Annotated in this window: 14 protein-coding genes; 5 read left to right on the forward strand and 9 right to left on the reverse strand. The window is 60.4% G+C overall.

The window, feature by feature from the left end; genetic code table 11:
* The first annotated feature begins 30 nt into the window (after positions 1-30).
* From SDENCHOL_RS08570 to SDENCHOL_RS08585, 4 genes are all read left to right on the forward strand, one after another.
* Positions 31-6333 (forward strand): beta strand repeat-containing protein, encoded by a 6303-nt coding sequence (locus tag SDENCHOL_RS08570; protein ID WP_154716851.1) that lies wholly within the window; start codon positions 31-33, stop codon positions 6331-6333.
* 180 nt (positions 6334-6513) lie between these two features.
* Positions 6514-8304, forward strand: a complete 1791-nt coding sequence (locus SDENCHOL_RS08575; protein WP_154716852.1) for a type I secretion system permease/ATPase — start codon at positions 6514-6516, stop codon at positions 8302-8304.
* On the forward strand, positions 8301-9674 hold the full coding sequence (locus SDENCHOL_RS08580; protein WP_154716853.1) for an HlyD family type I secretion periplasmic adaptor subunit: 1374 nt from the start codon (positions 8301-8303) through the stop codon (positions 9672-9674). Before SDENCHOL_RS08575 ends, SDENCHOL_RS08580 begins: the two co-directional genes overlap by 4 nt.
* Before the next feature lie 2 nt (positions 9675-9676).
* Positions 9677-11005 carry a TolC family outer membrane protein gene (locus SDENCHOL_RS08585; RefSeq protein WP_154716854.1) on the forward strand — a complete coding sequence of 443 codons (1329 nt, stop codon included), beginning with the start codon at positions 9677-9679 and terminating at the stop codon, positions 11003-11005.
* A gap of 17 nt (positions 11006-11022) precedes the next feature.
* Here SDENCHOL_RS08585 and SDENCHOL_RS08590 read toward each other — a convergent pair whose 3' ends face one another.
* From SDENCHOL_RS08590 to SDENCHOL_RS08630, 9 genes are all read right to left on the reverse strand, one after another.
* The gene (locus SDENCHOL_RS08590; RefSeq protein ID WP_154716855.1) at positions 11023-11424 is read right to left on the reverse strand and encodes a type II toxin-antitoxin system MqsA family antitoxin; all 402 of its coding nucleotides are present in this window, start codon (positions 11422-11424) and stop codon (positions 11023-11025) included.
* 2 nt (positions 11425-11426) lie between these two features.
* On the reverse strand, positions 11427-11702 hold the full coding sequence (locus SDENCHOL_RS08595; protein WP_154716856.1) for a type II toxin-antitoxin system MqsR family toxin: 276 nt from the start codon (positions 11700-11702) through the stop codon (positions 11427-11429).
* 381 nt (positions 11703-12083) lie between these two features.
* Complete coding sequence (locus SDENCHOL_RS08600) at positions 12084-13109, reverse strand: zonular occludens toxin family protein (protein ID WP_172955042.1); 1026 nt, start codon at positions 13107-13109, stop codon at positions 12084-12086.
* A 1-nt stretch (position 13110) separates the two neighbouring features.
* Positions 13111-13392, reverse strand: coding sequence for a DUF2523 family protein (locus SDENCHOL_RS08605; RefSeq protein ID WP_154716858.1), 282 nt, complete (start codon positions 13390-13392; stop codon positions 13111-13113).
* Positions 13389-14717, reverse strand: a complete 1329-nt coding sequence (locus SDENCHOL_RS08610) for a virulence factor TspB C-terminal domain-related protein (protein WP_154716859.1) — start codon at positions 14715-14717, stop codon at positions 13389-13391. The genes SDENCHOL_RS08605 and SDENCHOL_RS08610 overlap by 4 nt, the downstream gene beginning before the upstream one ends.
* 415 nt (positions 14718-15132) lie before the next feature.
* A complete protein-coding gene (locus SDENCHOL_RS08615; RefSeq protein WP_154716860.1) occupies positions 15133-15327 on the reverse strand; it encodes a major capsid protein in 195 nt (64 codons plus the stop codon).
* The gene (locus SDENCHOL_RS08620; protein ID WP_154716861.1) at positions 15324-15521 is read right to left on the reverse strand and encodes a hypothetical protein; all 198 of its coding nucleotides are present in this window, start codon (positions 15519-15521) and stop codon (positions 15324-15326) included. The genes SDENCHOL_RS08615 and SDENCHOL_RS08620 overlap by 4 nt, the downstream gene beginning before the upstream one ends.
* A 14-nt stretch (positions 15522-15535) precedes the next feature.
* Positions 15536-16486, reverse strand: a complete 951-nt coding sequence (locus SDENCHOL_RS08625; protein WP_154716862.1) for a phage/plasmid replication domain-containing protein — start codon at positions 16484-16486, stop codon at positions 15536-15538.
* 121 nt (positions 16487-16607) lie between these two features.
* Positions 16608-16931 carry a hypothetical protein gene (locus SDENCHOL_RS08630; protein ID WP_154716863.1) on the reverse strand — a complete coding sequence of 108 codons (324 nt, stop codon included), beginning with the start codon at positions 16929-16931 and terminating at the stop codon, positions 16608-16610.
* A 125-nt stretch (positions 16932-17056) separates the two neighbouring features.
* Between SDENCHOL_RS08630 and SDENCHOL_RS08635 the strand changes: the two genes are divergently transcribed.
* Complete coding sequence (locus SDENCHOL_RS08635) at positions 17057-17464, forward strand: hypothetical protein (protein ID WP_154716864.1); 408 nt, start codon at positions 17057-17059, stop codon at positions 17462-17464.
* Positions 17465-17485: the final 21 nt, after the last annotated feature.

Raw genomic sequence — 17485 nt, forward strand, 5'->3', positions numbered from 1 at the left:
ACCTTCCCGATTCAATTGGAGGCCGAGCACATGGCAACACTGACCACGGTAACCCCCCTGAGCGGCGCTGAAGAAAATGTTCATTTCGGTGTTTCCTACGCCATCCTGAAAGTCCAGGCCGACGAATCGGCAGATGTGGATTGCTTCAAGATTTCCGCAGGCACGACTGGTAAGCTGTTCTACAACACGGGTACGGCGGCCTCGCCTGTCTGGGTCGAGCTTACGACAAACGATTTCAATACGGGTCGCGGCGTCGAATTGCGCATCGACGGCCTGTACATCAACAATGTCAAGAAAACCGCTTCCGATGCCAAACTCTATTGGAAAGGCATGGACGGAAGCGATGCCTTCAAGGTTCAGGGCGTCGACAATGTCGATAGCGTATATGACGCAAACGACGTGATCTCCGCTGGAAGCGCCAGCGTCAGCATCAACGTCACGCCAGGTGAAGGCGGGGGCGGCAACGATCCGGAGAACGCGCCGCCGGTGAATACCCTGGGGGCGACCAGCGTCGAGACGGCGGGGGCGAAGAACGCCGTCACCTTCAGCGGCAGCAGTCTGATCTCGGTGGCGGATGCGGACGACGAATTCCTCACCACGGTGGTCACGGTGGGCAGCGGCAAGCTCACGGTGGCGGCCAACTCGGGGGCGATCGTCACGGGCAACAACAGCGCCAGCGTCAAGATTCAGGGCACGATCGAAGCCATCAACAAGGCGCTCGATGGCCTGAAGTTCGAGGGTGGCGCGGGCTTCACCGGCACCACACTGACGGTCACCACCAACGACATCACGCAGAACAAGGACATCGACAGCATCACCATCGCGGCGGGCACCAGCGGCGGCGACCCGACGAACGCGCCGCCGGTGAACACCCTGGGGGCGACCAGCGTCGAGACGGCGGGGGCGAAGAACGCCGTCACCTTCAGCGGCAGCAGTCTGATCTCGGTGGCGGATGCGGACGACGAATTCCTCACCACGGTGGTCACGGTGGGCAGCGGCAAGCTCACGGTGGCGGCCAACTCGGGGGCGCTGGTCACGGGCAACAACAGCGCCAGCGTCAAGATTCAGGGCACGGTCGAAGCCATCAACAAGGCGCTCGATGGTCTGAAGTTCGAGGGCGGCGCGGGCTTCACCGGCACCACGCTGACGGTCACCACCAACGACATCACGCAGAACAAGGACATCGACAGCATCACCATCGCGGCGGGCACCAGCGGCGGCGACCCGACGAACGCGCCGCCGGTGAACACCCTGGGCGCGACGAGCGTCGAGACGACGGGGGCGAAGAATGCCGTCACCTTCAGCGGCAGCAGTCTGATCTCGGTGGCGGATGCGGACGACGAATTCCTCACCACGGTGGTCACGGTGGGCAGCGGCAAGCTCACGGTGGCGGCCAACTCGGGGGCGCTGGTCACGGGCAACAACAGCGCCAGCGTCAAGATTCAGGGCACGGTCGAAGCCATCAACAAGGCGCTCGATGGTCTGAAGTTCGAGGGCGGCGCGGGCTTCACCGGCACCACGCTGACGGTCACCACCAACGACATCACGCAGAACAAGGACATCGACAGCATCACCATCGCGGCGGGCACCAGCGGCGGCGACCCGACGAACGCGCCGCCGGTGAACACCCTGGGCGCGACGAGCGTCGAGACGACGGGGGCGAAGAATGCCGTCACCTTCAGCGGCAGCAGTCTGATCTCGGTGGCGGATGCGGACGACGAATTCCTCACCACGGTGGTCACGGTGGGCAGCGGCAAGCTCACGGTGGCGGCCAACTCGGGGGCGCTGGTCACGGGCAACAACAGCGCCAGCGTCAAGATTCAGGGCACGGTCGAAGCCATCAACAAGGCGCTCGATGGTCTGAAGTTCGAGGGCGGCGCGGGCTTCACCGGCACCACGCTGACGGTCACCACCAACGACATCACGCAGAACAAGGACATCGACAGCATCACCATCGCGGCGGGCACCAGCGGCGGCGACCCGACGAACGCGCCGCCGGTGAACACCCTGGGCGCGACGAGCGTCGAGACGACGGGGGCGAAGAATGCCGTCACCTTCAGCGGCAGCAGTCTGATCTCGGTGGCGGATGCGGACGACGAATTCCTCACCACGGTGGTCACGGTGGGCAGCGGCAAGCTCACGGTGGCGGCCAACTCGGGGGCGCTGGTCACGGGCAACAACAGCGCCAGCGTCAAGATTCAGGGCACGGTCGAAGCCATCAACAAGGCGCTCGATGGTCTGAAGTTCGAGGGCGGCGCGGGCTTCACCGGCACCACGCTGACGGTCACCACCAACGACATCACGCAGAACAAGGACATCGACAGCATCACCATCGCGGCGGGCACCAGCGGCGGCGACCCGACGAACGCGCCGCCGGTGAATACCCTGGGCGCGACGAGCGTCGAGACGACGGGGGCGAAGAATGCCGTCACCTTCAGCGGCAGCAGTCTGATCTCGGTGGCGGATGCGGACGACGAATTCCTCACCACGGTGGTCACGGTGGGCAGCGGCAAGCTCACGGTGGCGGCCAACTCGGGGGCGCTGGTCACGGGCAACAACAGCGCCAGCGTCAAGATTCAGGGCACGGTCGAAGCCATCAACAAGGCGCTCGATGGTCTGAAGTTCGAGGGCGGCGCGGGCTTCACCGGCACCACGCTGACGGTCACCACCAACGACATCACGCAGAACAAGGACATCGACAGCATCACCATCGCGGCGGGCACCAGCGGCGGCGACCCGACGAACGCGCCGCCGGTGAATACCCTGGGCGCGACGAGCGTCGAGACGACGGGGGCGAAGAATGCCGTCACCTTCAGCGGCAGCAGTCTGATCTCGGTGGCGGATGCGGACGACGAATTCCTCACCACGGTGGTCACGGTAGGTAGCGGCAAGCTCACGGTGGCGGCCAACTCGGGGGCGCTGGTCACGGGCAACAACAGCGCCAGCGTCAAGATTCAGGGCACGGTCGAAGCCATCAACAAGGCGCTCGATGGCCTGAAGTTCGAAGGCGGCGCGGGTTTTACTGGCACCACGCTGACCATCACCACCAACGACATCACGCAGAACAAGGACATCGACAGCATCACCATCGCGGCGGGCACCAGCGGCGGTGACCCGACGAACGCGCCGCCGGTGAATACCGCGCCCGAAACCGTGGTGATCAGCGATACCGCCCAGAAGACCGTCACCTTCAGCGACGACAATCTGATCTCGGTCGATGATCCCGACAGTCCCAATCTGACGACCCTGCTCGAAGTCACCAACGGCACGCTCAAGGTCGCAGCCAACTCGGGGGCGATCGTCACGGGCAACAACAGCGCCAGCGTCAAGATTCAGGGCACGATCGAAGCCATCAACAAGGCGCTCGACGGCCTGGTGTATACCGGCGGCGCCGGCTTCACCAGCACCGATACCCTGACCATCACCACCAACGACTGGCTGCAGGCAAAGGATATAACGGTCGTTACCATCAGCGCGACACCGACCGATGGTTCGGCGGTTGCGCCGGCCCACTCACTCAAGGTTGCCCAGGCTACAACCACGGAAGATACCGCCCTGGTCTTCGATACAAACAAGGCGATTGTCGTCGTCGATCCCGACAGCGATTCGCTTGCCACGGTGATTTCCGTCGAACATGGCGTCCTGACGGTGAGTAGCGGCTCTGGCGCGAGCATTACGGACGATGGCTCGAAATCGGTCACCATCGTGGGCAACGCCAGTCAGATCAACGCAGCCCTGAATGGCCTGACCTACACGCCGGATTCTGACTACCACGGCAGCGACACGCTGACCATCGTGACCACGGACGACACGACTCCGGATCCATTGACGACCAGCAACGCCATCACGCTCAACGTTTTTGCGGTCAACGATGCGCCGGTCAACATCGTTCCGGATTACGAGCTTGGCGTGAGCGGGGCGAACAACACCGTGACCTTCAACGGCAATCTCGCGGTCAATGATGTCGACGGCGATCTCTTGACGACCGTGGTCGAGGTTACCGAGGGCACGCTCAAGGTTGCCCCCAATTCAGGCGCCTGGGTTACAGGCAACAACAGCGCCAGCGTCAAGATTCAGGGCACCATCGAAGTCATCAACAAGGCGCTCGACGGCCTGGTGTATACCGGCGGCGCCGGCTTCTCCGGCGAGGCCACGCTGACCATCACCACCAACGATATCTTGCAGACCAAAGACATCGATACGGTCATCATCACCTCGGATCCCGATCTTGCCGTGCCGAATGCCCTCCTGACGACGGACAGCGGCAGCAGCAATACGGACAACATCACCAATGATGGCGCCATCACGGCGCCGACCAACAACAATACGGATGCCGATGTCCAGTACAGAGTGCAAAAGGATGGCGGTGCCTGGAGCACCTGGAGCGAGACCTACACGCCGCCTGTAACGAACGGCACGGCCGATGGCGCGTATGTGGTTCAAGTGCGCTACGACAACGGTGAGAAGCAAAGTGCCGCCCAGTCGATCAGCTTCACGCTGGATACCACGGCGCCGACGACCACCATCAGCGGTATTGATATTTCCGCTGACACGGGCGAGTCTGCCAGCGACTTCATTACCAGGACGGAAGCCCAGGCCATCACGGCCACCCTGAGCACAGGATTGGCTGTAGGCGAAGAGTTGTATGGTTCGGTGGATGGCGGTGAGACCTGGACCAACATCACCAACAAGATTCAAATCTTGAATCCAACTGCAATCAACTGGACTGGCGCGACGCTGGAAGAAGGCAGCAGCAGTATCCAACTGCAAGTGCGCGACAAGGCCGGCAATGCCGGCCCGACCGCCAGCCAGGCCTACACGCTGGATCACACGGCGCCGGCGACCACCATCAGCGGCATCGATATTTCCGCTGATACGGGCGCTTCCGACAGCGACTTCATCACCAAGACGGCAGCCCAGACCATCACGGCTACCCTGAGCGCAGGATTGATTGCGGGCGAAGAGCTATACGGCTCGGTGAACAACGGCACGACCTGGGTCAACATCACCGGCAAGGTCTCCGGCACCTCGGTGACCTGGGACGGCGCAACGCTTGCCGGCAGCAGCAGCATCAAATTCGAAGTCCGCGATGCGGCAGGCAACGCAGGTACGGCGGCCAGCCAGAGCTACATCCTGGATACCACCGCGCCGACGACCAACTTCAGTATTCTTCCCAGTGCCAGCTATGACCGGGCAAGCAATACCCTGACCTTGAATGGCAGCAACATGAACTCCCTGTTGACCACCCCAGGCCAGACTGCAAGTACCGACATCAAGGCACAGCTCGACTGGAGCAAGCTGATCTGGGATGTCGATGGCGCCAATGGGGCCAACGTGACTTTCACGGTGGCTGACATTGCATCCGTTTATGTTGACAACGGCACCACCTTGCGGATCGTCCTCACCGAAGACAAGGCCAGCGCAATCGAGGGCCTGGCCAACTTCGGCACGAATGGCACGAAGCTGGCGGACAAGATCGACATTGCCGCCGGCTTTGCCGTCGACGCAGCGGGCAACGCGGCAACGACGGACGCAAAGGCCGACATGAATCTGACCGGCGCCTTCAATCAGCCCAAGGTGTATTCCTACGACCTGAGCAGCGGCGCAACCACCGGGGTGATCGACACCAACATGGGCATCGATACCGAGGCCGACGCGGTCGTTTTCGAGCCGGCCAAGGGAGACTCCCTGCTGATCCAGGGCGTGTCCGCATCGCAGGTGACGGTCAGCGGCGGTGCCATTGCCGGGGGCACGGGGAACGTCACCGTCAGCTTCGGCGATCGCTCGGTCGAATTGACCGACTATCAGGGCAAGCTGATCGGTAGCGTATTAAACGGTGCCGTCAATATAAATTTTGCCGATGGCTCGGTGCTGACGACCAACAATGGCGCCCAGACCGTGCTGACAGGCGGGACAGGCGATGATTTGCTGATTGCCGGCAACAATGGCGATACTTTGGTCGGCCTGGGAGGCAATAACAAACTCGTTGGAGGCGATGGCAACGACTTCATTACCGGTGGCGATGGCAATGATCTCATCATCGGCGGCAAGGGCATCGACATCCTCACCGGCGGTGCTGGACGCGATACCTTCCAATACACCAATGCTGCTGATGGCGAAGGCGCTGATGTTATTACCGACTTTACTGCGGGGAATGGTGGCGATGTGATCAAGGTCATCGGTACATCGATCGACGCTGCCTGGATCACTTCGCATGCCGCTCAGGTAAATGACGATACGATGATCATGTTGGATTCCCTGGAAACGATCCTTCTGACGGGAGTCAAGGTCGAGGATCTGACAACAGACAACTTCCTCGGCATACCTGCTTGATCCTCGTGCTGGAAATCCCCACCGGCTTCCTCGCTCAGGAAGCCGGTGTTGTTCCTGCTACGGCGTTCCATGCGGTCTGATTGCTCTCAACCCCGTCACCTTTCCGGTCGACGGGGTTTTTATTGTGGTTCGGGGAAGCCCCGGCATTAGAATCCCCTGCTGAAAAATATCGCCAGACAGATGAAAAAACTGCTTGATTCACAACTGGAAATTGACGAGGCGCTGCTGGGTTTCAGGCAGACCTTGCTGCGGGTGGGTGGCTTCAGCTTCGTCGTCAATCTGCTGATGCTCACGCCGGCGATCTACATGCTGCAGATTTACGATCGCGTGCTGGTCAGCCGCAATGGCATGACCTTGCTGGTGTTGACCTTGCTGGTGGTCGGCCTGTTCATGCTGGTCGGCGGGTTGGAGTGGGTGCGTTCGCGCCTGCTGGTGCGGATGGGCACGGCGCTGGATACGCGGCTGTCGGCGCGGGTGTTCACGGCGGCCTTCCAACGCAATCTGCAGCGTGCCGGCGGCACCCCGGCGCAGGCTCTGAACGATTTGACGACCTTGCGGCAGTTTCTTGCCGGGCCGGGGGTGTTCGCGTTTTTCGATCTGCCATGGACGCCGATCTATCTGCTCGCCTGCGCCTTGCTGCATCCGTGGATCGGACTCTTCGCGCTGTGCGCCACGCTGGTGCTGGCCGCGCTGGCCTGGATGAACGAAATGGCCACGCGCAAGCCGCTGCTGGAGGCGAATGCCCATGCCCTGATCGCCACGCAGTTCGCCAACAACAATCTGCGCAATGCCGAGATGATCGCCGCGCTGGGCATGACGGATCAGGTGCGCGCGCGCTGGGCGGAGCAGCAGCAGAAGGTGCTGGCGCTGCAGACCCTGGCCAGCGAGCGGGGCGGCACGATCGCCGCCAGCAGCCGCTTCATCCGCATGACCGCGCAATCGCTGATCCTCGGCGTCGGCGCCTGGCTGGCGCTGGACAACACGGTGTCGAGCGGCGCGGTGATTGCCGGCTCGATCCTGATGGGCCGTGCGCTCTCGCCGGTGGATCAGACCATTGCCGTGTGGAAGAACTGGCTGGCCACGCGCACGGCCTACTTTCGTCTGGCGGAATTGCTGGCCAGGTATCCCGCCGAGCGCGAGCGCCTGCCCCTGCCGGCGCCTTCCGGCCATGTGACGGTGGAAAACGTGGTGCTGGTGCCGCCGGGCGGCGATGTGCCGGTGCTCAAGGGGCTGGCTTTCCAGATTCCTCGCGGCAGCGTGGTCGGCGTCATCGGGCCGAGCGGTGCCGGCAAAACCACCCTGGCCAAGGCCTTGATCGGCGTCTGGCGGCCACGCCAGGGCCATGTGCGGCTGGACGGCGCGGACGTGGCCGACTGGGACAAGCGCGATCTGGGCCGGGCGCTGGGTTACCTGCCGCAGGGCGCCGAACTGCTGGAAGGCACGGTGGCGGAGAACATCGCCCGCTTTGGCGGTTTGACCAGCGAGCCGATTGTCGCGGCGGCGAAACTGGCCGGCGTGCATGAGCTGATCCTGCGGCTGCCCAAGGGTTACGATACGCCCGTCGGTGTGGATGGCGGCCAGCTCTCGGCCGGGCAGCGGCAGCGCGTGGCGCTGGCGCGCGCGCTGTATGGCGATCCGGCGCTGCTGGTGCTGGACGAGCCGAATTCCAATCTCGATGAGGCTGGCGAGCAGGCGCTGGCCGATGCAATCCGCGCGGTGCAGGCACGGGGGGGCACTGTGGTGGTGATTTCGCATCGCGCCTCGGCACTGGCGGTGATGGACCGGATACTGTTGATGCGCGATGGCATGCTGGCGGCCTATGGCCCGCGCGATGACGTGATTGCCGCCATGCAGCAGGGCGCGGTGCCGGGCATACGCAGCCTGCCGGCCGAAATCGGCAAGGAGAACGAGGCAGACACCGCGCAGCAAGCGGACGATGAAGCAGCGGAAGGGGAGGGGAGAGAAGCATGAAACTGGGGGAATGGCTGCGCCTGTTGCGCCGCGATGCGCCGGATACGGAGGTTGAACGGCTGCTGAACGCGCCCATCGTCATTGCGCCGACGGATCAGCAGCAGCCGGCCCGCTGGGGCAAGCGGGTGTTGTTGATCGGCCTAGGGCTGTTCCTGCTCTGGGCGCTGTTCGTGCCGCTCAGCCAGGGCGTGCCGGCGCCGGGTTTCGTGAAGGTGGAGGGCAATCGCAAGACCATCCAGCATCTGCGCGGCGGCATCGTCGATGAAATCCTGGTGAAGGAGGGCGAGCGCGTGGCCAGGGATCAGCCGCTGCTGCGCTTGAGTCCGACGCAGTTTTCGGCGCAGATGAATATCGTCGAAAGCCAGTTGGTGACGGTGGCGGCCATCGAGGCGCGTCTGCTGGCCGAGCGTGACGGACGCTCATCCATACGGTTTCCCGGGTTTCTGGATGAACGCCACGATCAACCTGCCGTGCAGGAGGCCATCCAGTCGCAGAAAGAGCTGTTCAACGCCCGGCGGGCCAGCCTGTATGGCGAGGAAAGAATCGGCCAGGAAGTCATCGCCGGACTGGATGCACAGATTGCCGGTCTGGAGTCGCAACTGGCTTCCAAGGACCGCCAGCTCGAACTCTACAACCGGGAGCTGGCCTCCCTGCGTCCGTTGTTCGAGCAGGGCTTCGTGCCGCGCAACCGGATGTTCGAGCTGGAGCGGGCGGTTGCCTATCTCGAAGGCGGGCGCGGTGATGATGCGGCCAACAAGGCGCGCGCCCAGCGGCAGATTGCCGAAACCCGGCTGAAAATCCTGCAGAGCAAGGAGGCTTTCAAGAAAGACGTGGAAAGCCAGTTGACCGACATCCAGGCCAAGGCAGCCGACCTGCGCGAGCGCATGGTGGCGGCCAGCGATGACCTTGACCGCGTGGTGCTGAAGGCGCCCACTGCCGGCATTGTGGTGGATCTGACGGTGCATACCGTGGGCGGAGTGGTGCAGCCGGGGCAGAAGCTGATGGACATCGTGCCCGAGGATGAAGGGCTGGTGGTCGAAGTACATATTCCGCCGCATCTGATCGACAACGTGCGCAGCGGGCTGGAGGCGGACATCCATTTTTCCGCGCTGGATCGCACCCTGGTGCCAACCGTACCCGGCAAGCTGACCTATGTTTCGGCCGACCGGATGACCGATCCGCGCACCGAGACGCCCTATTACGTGGCGCGGGTGGCGGTCGATCCAGCCGAACTGGCCAGGCTCGGCTCGGAGAAGATACAGCCGGGCATGCCGGCGGACGTGGTGATCAAGATGAGTCAGCACAGCACGCTGGCCTACCTGTTTCAACCTTTGCTGAAGCGCCTGCGCTTCGCCATGACGGAGCGCTGATCATGAGGATTTCCCTGCTTGTTCTGAGCTGTCTTGCCCTGGGCGCGAGCAATCTCGCCCGGGCGGATGCGGGACTGGTCAACCTTTACGGTATCGCGCAGCAACGCGATCCGGGTTTTCTGGCGGCTCGGGCCGCGCTGGATGTCGGCAAGGAAGAAAAGACCATCGGCCGCGCCGCTTTGCTGCCGCAGATTTCGGCAAATTTCGGCATGATGCGTTTCGATTATGAGCTGCGCACCACCACGGCGCCCCGCACCAAACACGACTACACGAACAAATCCGGCGGGCTGCAGATTTCGCAGCCGCTATTTGAAATGGAACGCTTCGCCACCTACGAGGAAGGCAAGGCCAAGGCTGCCCTGGCGCAGGCCGTTTTCGAGGAGGCACGGCAGGATCTGCTGCTGCGTTTGACGCAGGCGTATTTCAACTACCTTTACGCCGAGGACCTCCTGCAACTGGCGGACTCGCAGCATGCGGCGGCCACCGAGCAACTGCGCGCGGCTGAACGGCTGGTGCAGGCGGGCGCCGGTTCGGTTACCGACATCGAGGAATCGAAAGCCCGGGTGGCGCTGGCCCAGGCGCAGCAGGCGGCGGCACGCAGCTCCATCGAAGTGCGTCGCCTGGAGCTGGGGAAAATGGTCGGGCAGGTGCCGGTCTTGCGTCCCTTAGCCGCCGAGCCGCAACTGACGCTGCCCGAACCGCAGCAGCCGGAGCAGTGGCTGGATGCGGCGGGCAAACAAAGCCCTGCCGTGCTGCGTGCGCGCATGGCGCTGGATGTGCACTCGCGCCAGGAAGAACGCGCCCGCGCCGGGCATTGGCCGACCGTCAATTTCGTCGCCGCGCTGCAAAAGGCGGATGAGCCCAACTATTACACCGTCGACGATGCCACCCTGCGCTGGGGCGTGCAGATGAACATCCCGATCTACGAGGGCGGGCGCACTTCGGCGCTTGGTCGCCAGGCAACCGCCCGCCGCGCCCAGGCGCTGCATGAAGTCGATGCCGCCCGCGAAGACAGTCGCATCAAGGCCAGCCAGGCTTATCTGGGCGTGGTCAATGGCGTGGCCCAGGTGGCGGCATATGAGCAGGCGGTCAAGTCGGCGGAAATCACCCGGCAAGGCATGGAAGTCGGCCAGCAGGCGGGCTTCCGCACCAATACCGACGTGCTGAACGCCCAGCAACAGTACTTTGCCGCCCGCCGCGATCTGCAACGGGAACGCTACACCTACCTGGTCAGCCGCCTGCAATTGCAGTCCGTCAGCGGCGGCGCAGGGGAGAAGGACCTGGCGGCGATCGATGCGCTGCTGGTGCCGGCTTCGGCTGCCGGGCGCTGAGACCGGATTTCGAGAAGTCAGGCGGTTCTGACCTCGTTGAGCAGGTCAGGGTGACGATCCAGCAGCTTGAATAGCTTGACCAAAGCCAGCGGCGGTTTGGTCTTGCCGTTCTCGTAGCGCGAAAAAGCGTTGATACCGCCGCCGAAGATTTCGGCAGCCTCGCGCTGGTCAAGATTGAGCTTCTTGCGCACGCTCGTGATGAAACCCGGATCAACGATGACCGCATTCACCTGCCTGGAGAAAACGCGCATCTCGCGCATGACGCGCTTCGATTCCGCTACATCCAGTATCGACTCGGCGCAGGCCGGACAGAAGTCGCCCGTCACCGCTGCAATGACGGTAGTTTCACCCTTGTAGGTGTAGGACAGGTCGCGGGTGTCATGGATCAGTTTCGCCGCGCCGCAAACAGGACATTTCATGGTCATAGCTCCTTGAAAGACACGATCAGTACGTCATCGATGACCGTCAGCTTCAGGTACACGTCGCCCGCTTGCGTGCTGGGGCGGTATACGTCCTGCCATACCGTGTGATCGGCATGGGTGGTCATGCTCTTGTAGAAGTCCGCTGGCATCAGTGCCATCACTACATCCAGCATATCGGAGAAGGCAAGCCCCAATTCATTTGCACCAGTACGTGCCGCATGTGTGGTGCGCACCTTGCCAGCCTCTACCAAGAAGTGCGGGGTTCGCTTTTCCACGGGCGCACTCTATTTCAGTTGGCTTATTTTGGCAAGTTGGTTAATTATGGGTTTCGCTACCGACGTGTAGGGGGCATATGTAACGCATCATAGATTGCGCATAATAGCCCGTTATGTGAGAAGAATATTTTCATGTAATGAAATCGGCGAGCGCCACAGCCCAGCGACCGCATAAAGCTTGACAGAACGCCACGGCCCGGCGGCCGTGTAAAACGACCTGTGCCAGTTCCGACCGTGCCGCCGATCTGTCCTCACGGCTCGGGTCGCAAGCTCCCACTCGCTGGTATCACAGCCCGAAACCCCGCCACCCTCCCGGGCTGGCGGCGGTCTGCTCGATGTCACGCGCTGAAACTTGGATATTGTCTGCAGGGACAAGAGGTTTCAGACCGAGCCTTGATCAGCTTTCGGTGATCGCTGATCGACTGGGTAGATCGCTCGATAGGGCTGGAACGGCGGGCGCGTCAGCCAGGCGCGGCATTCTGCATCCGTCAAGCCAGAATCAGTAGCTTGGTCGGTGTAGCAAGTGCAGCGATCTTGCATGGCCGCACAGCCGGCGACGTGCGGGACGTTGATCACTTTGCGGACAGGATCGTAGATCGGCGCAGATTCTGGCCGACCTTTAAATCGTGGTAAAAAATCTTGATACGAGATTTCGGAAATCTGGCCGGATGCGGATCGGGAAGACGAAGGCAGGGCGGCAGCGGTTTCCGCCGGCGGATGAAAAGCGTTGGCGTCCTCGCCCTTGATCGCAGAGGCGACGCGATCAAAGGCTTTGAAACCAAGGAAGCCAATGACGAGAAGCAAAATCAGGAAGACATAAAGGACTTTGGGAATCCGGCGTTTTTGCTTGATGTGCAGGGACGCCGATTTGTAGAGTCCAAAGGCTTTTTTGGGGAGCGTGTAACGCTCCTTGATCGCCACGCGGCGATCAGAGCGGCTTTCCGGATCGGCGACTTCTGGCCACTCCAGCAGCTCACGGCCGGCCCAATGGCCACGCAGGTGAACATGCTTGCCGACGAGCCGGCGCACGTTGGGATCAAGCAAATTCGGATGCTGTGTGATCAGCCAGAAGTCCAGACCCAAATGCCGATGCTTTTCAAAGGCGGCAACGTGAGGCGGGACTTTCGAGCTCGTCGCCCTGGGCCGGAAAACCTTTTGAGCCTCATCAATGACGACGAGGGAACCTTCGGGAAAGGTGAATTCGTGCTCAATCACAGATTCATCTTCCGGCGAGGGAACAGCACGCGTCCAGTGTTCGACCTGGGGGGCGACCTCGTGAGAAATCTTGAGGTCGGGAATGCCCATCACGATCACAGGACGCGGTGCACATTTGATGAGCTCCGAGAGCTCATAAACGGCATAGGCCGTTTTCCCAGCGCCAGGCGTGCCGGTAATCAGGGTCAGCATGTCAGGAACCTGATCCCATGAATGCCAGTTTCTTGAATGAAAGCAGCGTGACGGCAGCCGTGAAAGCGGCAAGCCAGACGCCGATTGCATCGACGAATCCGGCCAGCGCCATCAATTGATAAACCGTGGCATTCATCGAGCCTAGAGAACTGCTTACAGCCGTCTCCAATTGATCCTTCACGAAGTCCCAACCGGTATATGTCACGACGCCGAAACCGAGTGCCATAGCGCCCTTGAGAACCCATCCGCTGATGCCATAGGTCAGCCACTCAGCCCAGTTCATGATGAAGACCTTCCAATGTTGAACAGAAAGAGCAGGGCACCGATCCAGGCAGACGCAAGAACGATCGGGCGGATTCCATCCGCAAAGGCACAGGCACCGTCAAAAGCCAGCTGGAAGGGCTTACCGAGGATGCTGAACTGCAGGGGAGCAGGGCAAGCACCGGCGGCCGTCATTTCCGGCGCAATCGAAACGGCCCGATCCTCTTCCGGCAGCGCGGTAGGCTGTTCGGGCGCGCCCAACGCCGCGCAGGCAGATGCGTCGGGGAAATCTTCACAGAACGTGGATTTTTCGGGAGCAGCAGGGGCAGTGGCTTCAGCAGAGCCAGACGAAACTGCAGTGGATTCGGTCACCACGCCATTCGGCGCGGTGATCGTGGTTTTCAGGCGCTGCTGGACAGTTATCGTGTCACCCACATAACCCAAATCGTAATCGGTTTGCGTTTCTGTGACCGTCGTTCCTTCCGGGCCTATGGCTGTCGTTACTGTGTTTTCGCCGGGTACGGAAACCGGTCCGCTTACAGTTACCGGCCCGAGCTCAGGCCAGAAATTAGGGTTATGCTCAATGGCTTTTTCGAGGAAATCACCGCCGCGATTTTCATCAATCAGATGCTGGGCGATAAGGGTTTCGATTTCATCATCCGTGGCAGGGCGTTTGGTTTCAAGAGTGCCCCAAACGCATGTATACACAGACGGGTTAAAGTAATAGCCCGGGTTACAGTAAAAAAGATCATAAGAGTAGAAAGTGATACCAGAAGTAACAGAACTGCGCTGGCGCTTGGCAATGACTGTATTTGCAGTCGTCGCCAAATAAGTAGTAGCGCAAGTAACCGTAGCGGCATAATTTTGATCCCAGCCGCATTGTTGCATACGCACACTAGATGGAAGACCACTACCCAAGAGATCTTGATAAAGAGGCAAATTGCCCAAAGTCTTAGGCTCATCGATCAAAATCTGATCGTCATCACCCTGAAAAAGACCTTCCAGCAAATCGAGCCCAAGCATGGCGAGAGCCCCCCAGCCTGAAAGACGCAAGAGATTCCGACCCAGTTTGGAAAGGGCAGAAGGGGATGCATTTCGAGCAATCGAAACGGGAAAAGACGAATTCCCGATGCTGGCCAGGCTTTGATTCGCAGCGAACGCAGAGCCGGGAACAGCGCCGTTTCCGATGAGAACCTTGCCAACTGGTGCAAACTGAGGAGCCGCCGAGAGAGGCGCGCGAACCTTTATGTTCTCGGGGAGCGCTTGGGGAACCAAGGCCAGCGCAGAAGCGTACGAAGCTGCCGGAAATGCAAGCAACAAGGTCAGGATTGTCAATACTGATTTCATCGAAACGAAATCCAGGCAGCGCCGACGATGGCAATAAACCCGGCGACGAAATACGGATCGAGCATCAACATTTACCACCCCCAACCAAGAGAACGACGGAGAATATGAAAGCCCCAAGCGACGGCCCAAACACCGACTACCAGCCACGCCAGCGCGATACCGTCAAGAGCAGAATCAGCCGGATCACACGCCGCAAAAGAAACCGACGGGACAGAATGCGTACTCTTGAGCGTGTCGCCTTCATACTTAGAAATCTTCCAACCACTGCTGTAACGGACGGCGTGAATAATCGGCGGCGGATTGGGTTGCAGAATCGTCGATGAACCCGGTACGACGACCGGGGACACCGACGACCAAAGCGCCGACGCTGCAGCTTCGGCTGATGCGTAGCAATGGCCGGAGTGCAGCGCGCCCATTAATTCAGGGCTTTGCGCATGAGGGCGAAAGCGAAGATCGCGACGATCGCAGCGATCACCAGACCGGCAACCGTAGCGCCATCGGTACTGGCAGCGGTCAGCGCATTGGTCACACTTTCCGGCACAGCGGCTTGAGCAGAAACAGCCAGACCGGAGAGGGTCAGACCACCAGCGGTTTTTTGGATCAGCTTCATTTTTTGAACTCCTTACAATTTGCCGGGAATACCCCCGGCGGGGTTTTGGACGAAACGTCCAAATTCAGGGCTTCGCGCATGGCGCGGAGGTAGGGGTAGCGGTTTTCAAGGTATGCCTGATAGGCCAGATCGGGGAACAGATCGGCCTGGCGGGCGAGGAAGTAGGTTTTGAAAGCTGGACGGCCGTGGCTCATACGGATTCCCCCCTTTAAGCGACTTGCCGCAATGCATCGACCTGAACCAGATCAATCGACCGGACGCGCTTACTCAAGCTCAAGACGTTGCACGGCACGCTGATATCGATGCCGTAATCCTTGAGCCGGGAACGGACACGGAAAAATGTTGATCGTGACATCTGAGGCAGTTGCCCATCGCGCCATAAAATCGCGTAGGTGCGCAGCCGGAACGGAATTTCGCTCCAGTCTTCCACACCAACCTGTTCGCGCTGAATTTCATTCAAAAACCGTCCATAGATCACTTGCGCCATGTCTTCACCCTCACTTTTCTGGTTCCACACATTCAGATAATTCAAACCCTCACGCTTGAGGTATTCACTTCCCAACTGGATTTCAAAGCGGGCCAGCGTTGCGCCGTCATACGGGCCGCGCTTGCCGTCCTGCTCCGCTTGCTTGTCATACACCTTGGCTTTCCACCAATTCGCACGGCGAGACTCATAGCCCCACGTCGGGCCGTACTTACCCAGGCGCGGCTGACGCCGGAAAATCGGGCGTTGCAGCAAGATCGTGCTCCATGCCTTGTAATCGCTAACCTTGAAGTTGCCGGCCAAATCAACCCGGGAAATAGTCGTTCCGGACTCGGCTACAGTGCCTTGAGAGAGCACCGAGCCAAACATGCGTACATCGAAGCCCAGATCGCGCAGGATGCCGCCGAAGCGTTCGACGCACTGGACAACGCCGATGCCCTTGACGTTGTCGGTTTGCTGGAACCGGCCCACGTTACCGGAGAACTGGAGCTTTTCACCGTCGCAGCGGATGCGTAACGACGTATCCGACGACGGGCAGCGGATTTGCTCCCAGTCGCGGCGCTCCCATTCGATGCAGCCGTCCCGGTCGATTTTCATGATGCGTCCGCCTTCGGTCGAACGCACCGGAATCCGGTATCGATGAACGCCAGTCAGCCAGTCACAGATTGGGGACATATAGATTCATTTCCGGTCAAAATGGTCTAAAAAGTCTCAGTTGTGGGACTTAGTTGCAGTGGTACTAGTAACTGCAACTGTTTTTTTTCGTCCGCCGCGACATCGCGGCAGACGAAAAAAATCATGCTGCGGCCTTGCCGGCCACCCCCGCCGAAACCACCTGGGCAGAAAAACCCGTCACCACCGAGCGCAGACCCTTCCGACCAGGAACGTTATCGACCTGTAGATCGAGCTCGGCCGGGAAGCGCACGTCGCGGAATTTGGCGACGGCATCCGTCGCCAGATCGAGATCGGCAACCTCGAAACCGTAGCCTTCAAGACTGAACTTCTCAGAAGTAGCCGGCTCTACCGGCCTCAAAACAGAAATCTGAGCAAAATCAAAAGGCTTTCCGCTTTCCTTACCCACACCTGACAGACGCTTTACACCAATCACTTTTACTTTCATGACGTGCTCCTTGTTTGAGATAGTCACAAACATGTGACGTCCGGAATATAGTCACATGTCTGTGACGTTGTCAAGTCAACAAAATAGGACTACCCTGCAAACCTCAAACCGCGAGGAATGCCGCCATGAAAACCACGGACTATCTGGATGCCGCCAAGGAAAGACTGGGGATTACATCGGATTACGCGTTGGCGCAGCGGCTGGACTTCAAAAAGCAGGAAGTCAGCAGATGGAGAAAAGGCGACGTGATCATGTCGCCTTACGCGTGTATAAAGATCGCCATCACGCTGAACCTCGACCCGGCGCAGGTGCTGGCCGAGGTGCACGAGGAAACGGAGAAGAACCCGAAGAAAAGGGCGTTCTGGTCGGGTTTTCTGTCGCGTGCAGTGCTAGTGCTGCTCATGGCCTGCACGCTGGGGTTGAGTTCTTTCGTTATGCCCGAGAACGCACAGGCCGCGAGTGGTGGGACCGCAAATAGCGGTTACGGTCTATTGCGCATAATATGGATTATGTTAATAAAAATACTGAAGTGAAGGAACTTGGGAATATTGAAT

Source organism: Sterolibacterium denitrificans (assembly GCF_900174485.1).
Classification (GTDB): Bacteria; Pseudomonadota; Gammaproteobacteria; order Burkholderiales; family Rhodocyclaceae; genus Sterolibacterium; species Sterolibacterium denitrificans.

Bases quoted from the DNA above. Each gene is read 5' to 3' on its own strand.
- SDENCHOL_RS08570 (WP_154716851.1), top strand. From the start codon at position 31: ATGGCAACACTGACCACGGTAACCCCCCTGAGCGGCGCTGAAGAAAAT.
- SDENCHOL_RS08575 (WP_154716852.1), top strand. From the start codon at position 6,514: ATGAAAAAACTGCTTGATTCACAACTGGAAATTGACGAGGCGCTGCTG.
- SDENCHOL_RS08580 (WP_154716853.1), top strand. From the start codon at position 8,301: ATGAAACTGGGGGAATGGCTGCGCCTGTTGCGCCGCGATGCGCCGGAT.
- SDENCHOL_RS08585 (WP_154716854.1), top strand. From the start codon at position 9,677: ATGAGGATTTCCCTGCTTGTTCTGAGCTGTCTTGCCCTGGGCGCGAGC.
- SDENCHOL_RS08590 (WP_154716855.1), bottom strand. From the start codon at position 11,424: ATGAAATGTCCTGTTTGCGGCGCGGCGAAACTGATCCATGACACCCGC.
- SDENCHOL_RS08600 (WP_172955042.1), bottom strand. From the start codon at position 13,109: ATGCTGACCCTGATTACCGGCACGCCTGGCGCTGGGAAAACGGCCTAT.
- SDENCHOL_RS08605 (WP_154716858.1), bottom strand. From the start codon at position 13,392: ATGAACTGGGCTGAGTGGCTGACCTATGGCATCAGCGGATGGGTTCTC.
- SDENCHOL_RS08610 (WP_154716859.1), bottom strand. From the start codon at position 14,717: ATGAAATCAGTATTGACAATCCTGACCTTGTTGCTTGCATTTCCGGCA.
- SDENCHOL_RS08615 (WP_154716860.1), bottom strand. From the start codon at position 15,327: ATGAAGCTGATCCAAAAAACCGCTGGTGGTCTGACCCTCTCCGGTCTG.
- SDENCHOL_RS08620 (WP_154716861.1), bottom strand. From the start codon at position 15,521: ATGAGCCACGGCCGTCCAGCTTTCAAAACCTACTTCCTCGCCCGCCAG.
- SDENCHOL_RS08625 (WP_154716862.1), bottom strand. From the start codon at position 16,486: ATGTCCCCAATCTGTGACTGGCTGACTGGCGTTCATCGATACCGGATT.
- SDENCHOL_RS08630 (WP_154716863.1), bottom strand. From the start codon at position 16,931: ATGAAAGTAAAAGTGATTGGTGTAAAGCGTCTGTCAGGTGTGGGTAAG.
- SDENCHOL_RS08635 (WP_154716864.1), top strand. From the start codon at position 17,057: ATGAAAACCACGGACTATCTGGATGCCGCCAAGGAAAGACTGGGGATT.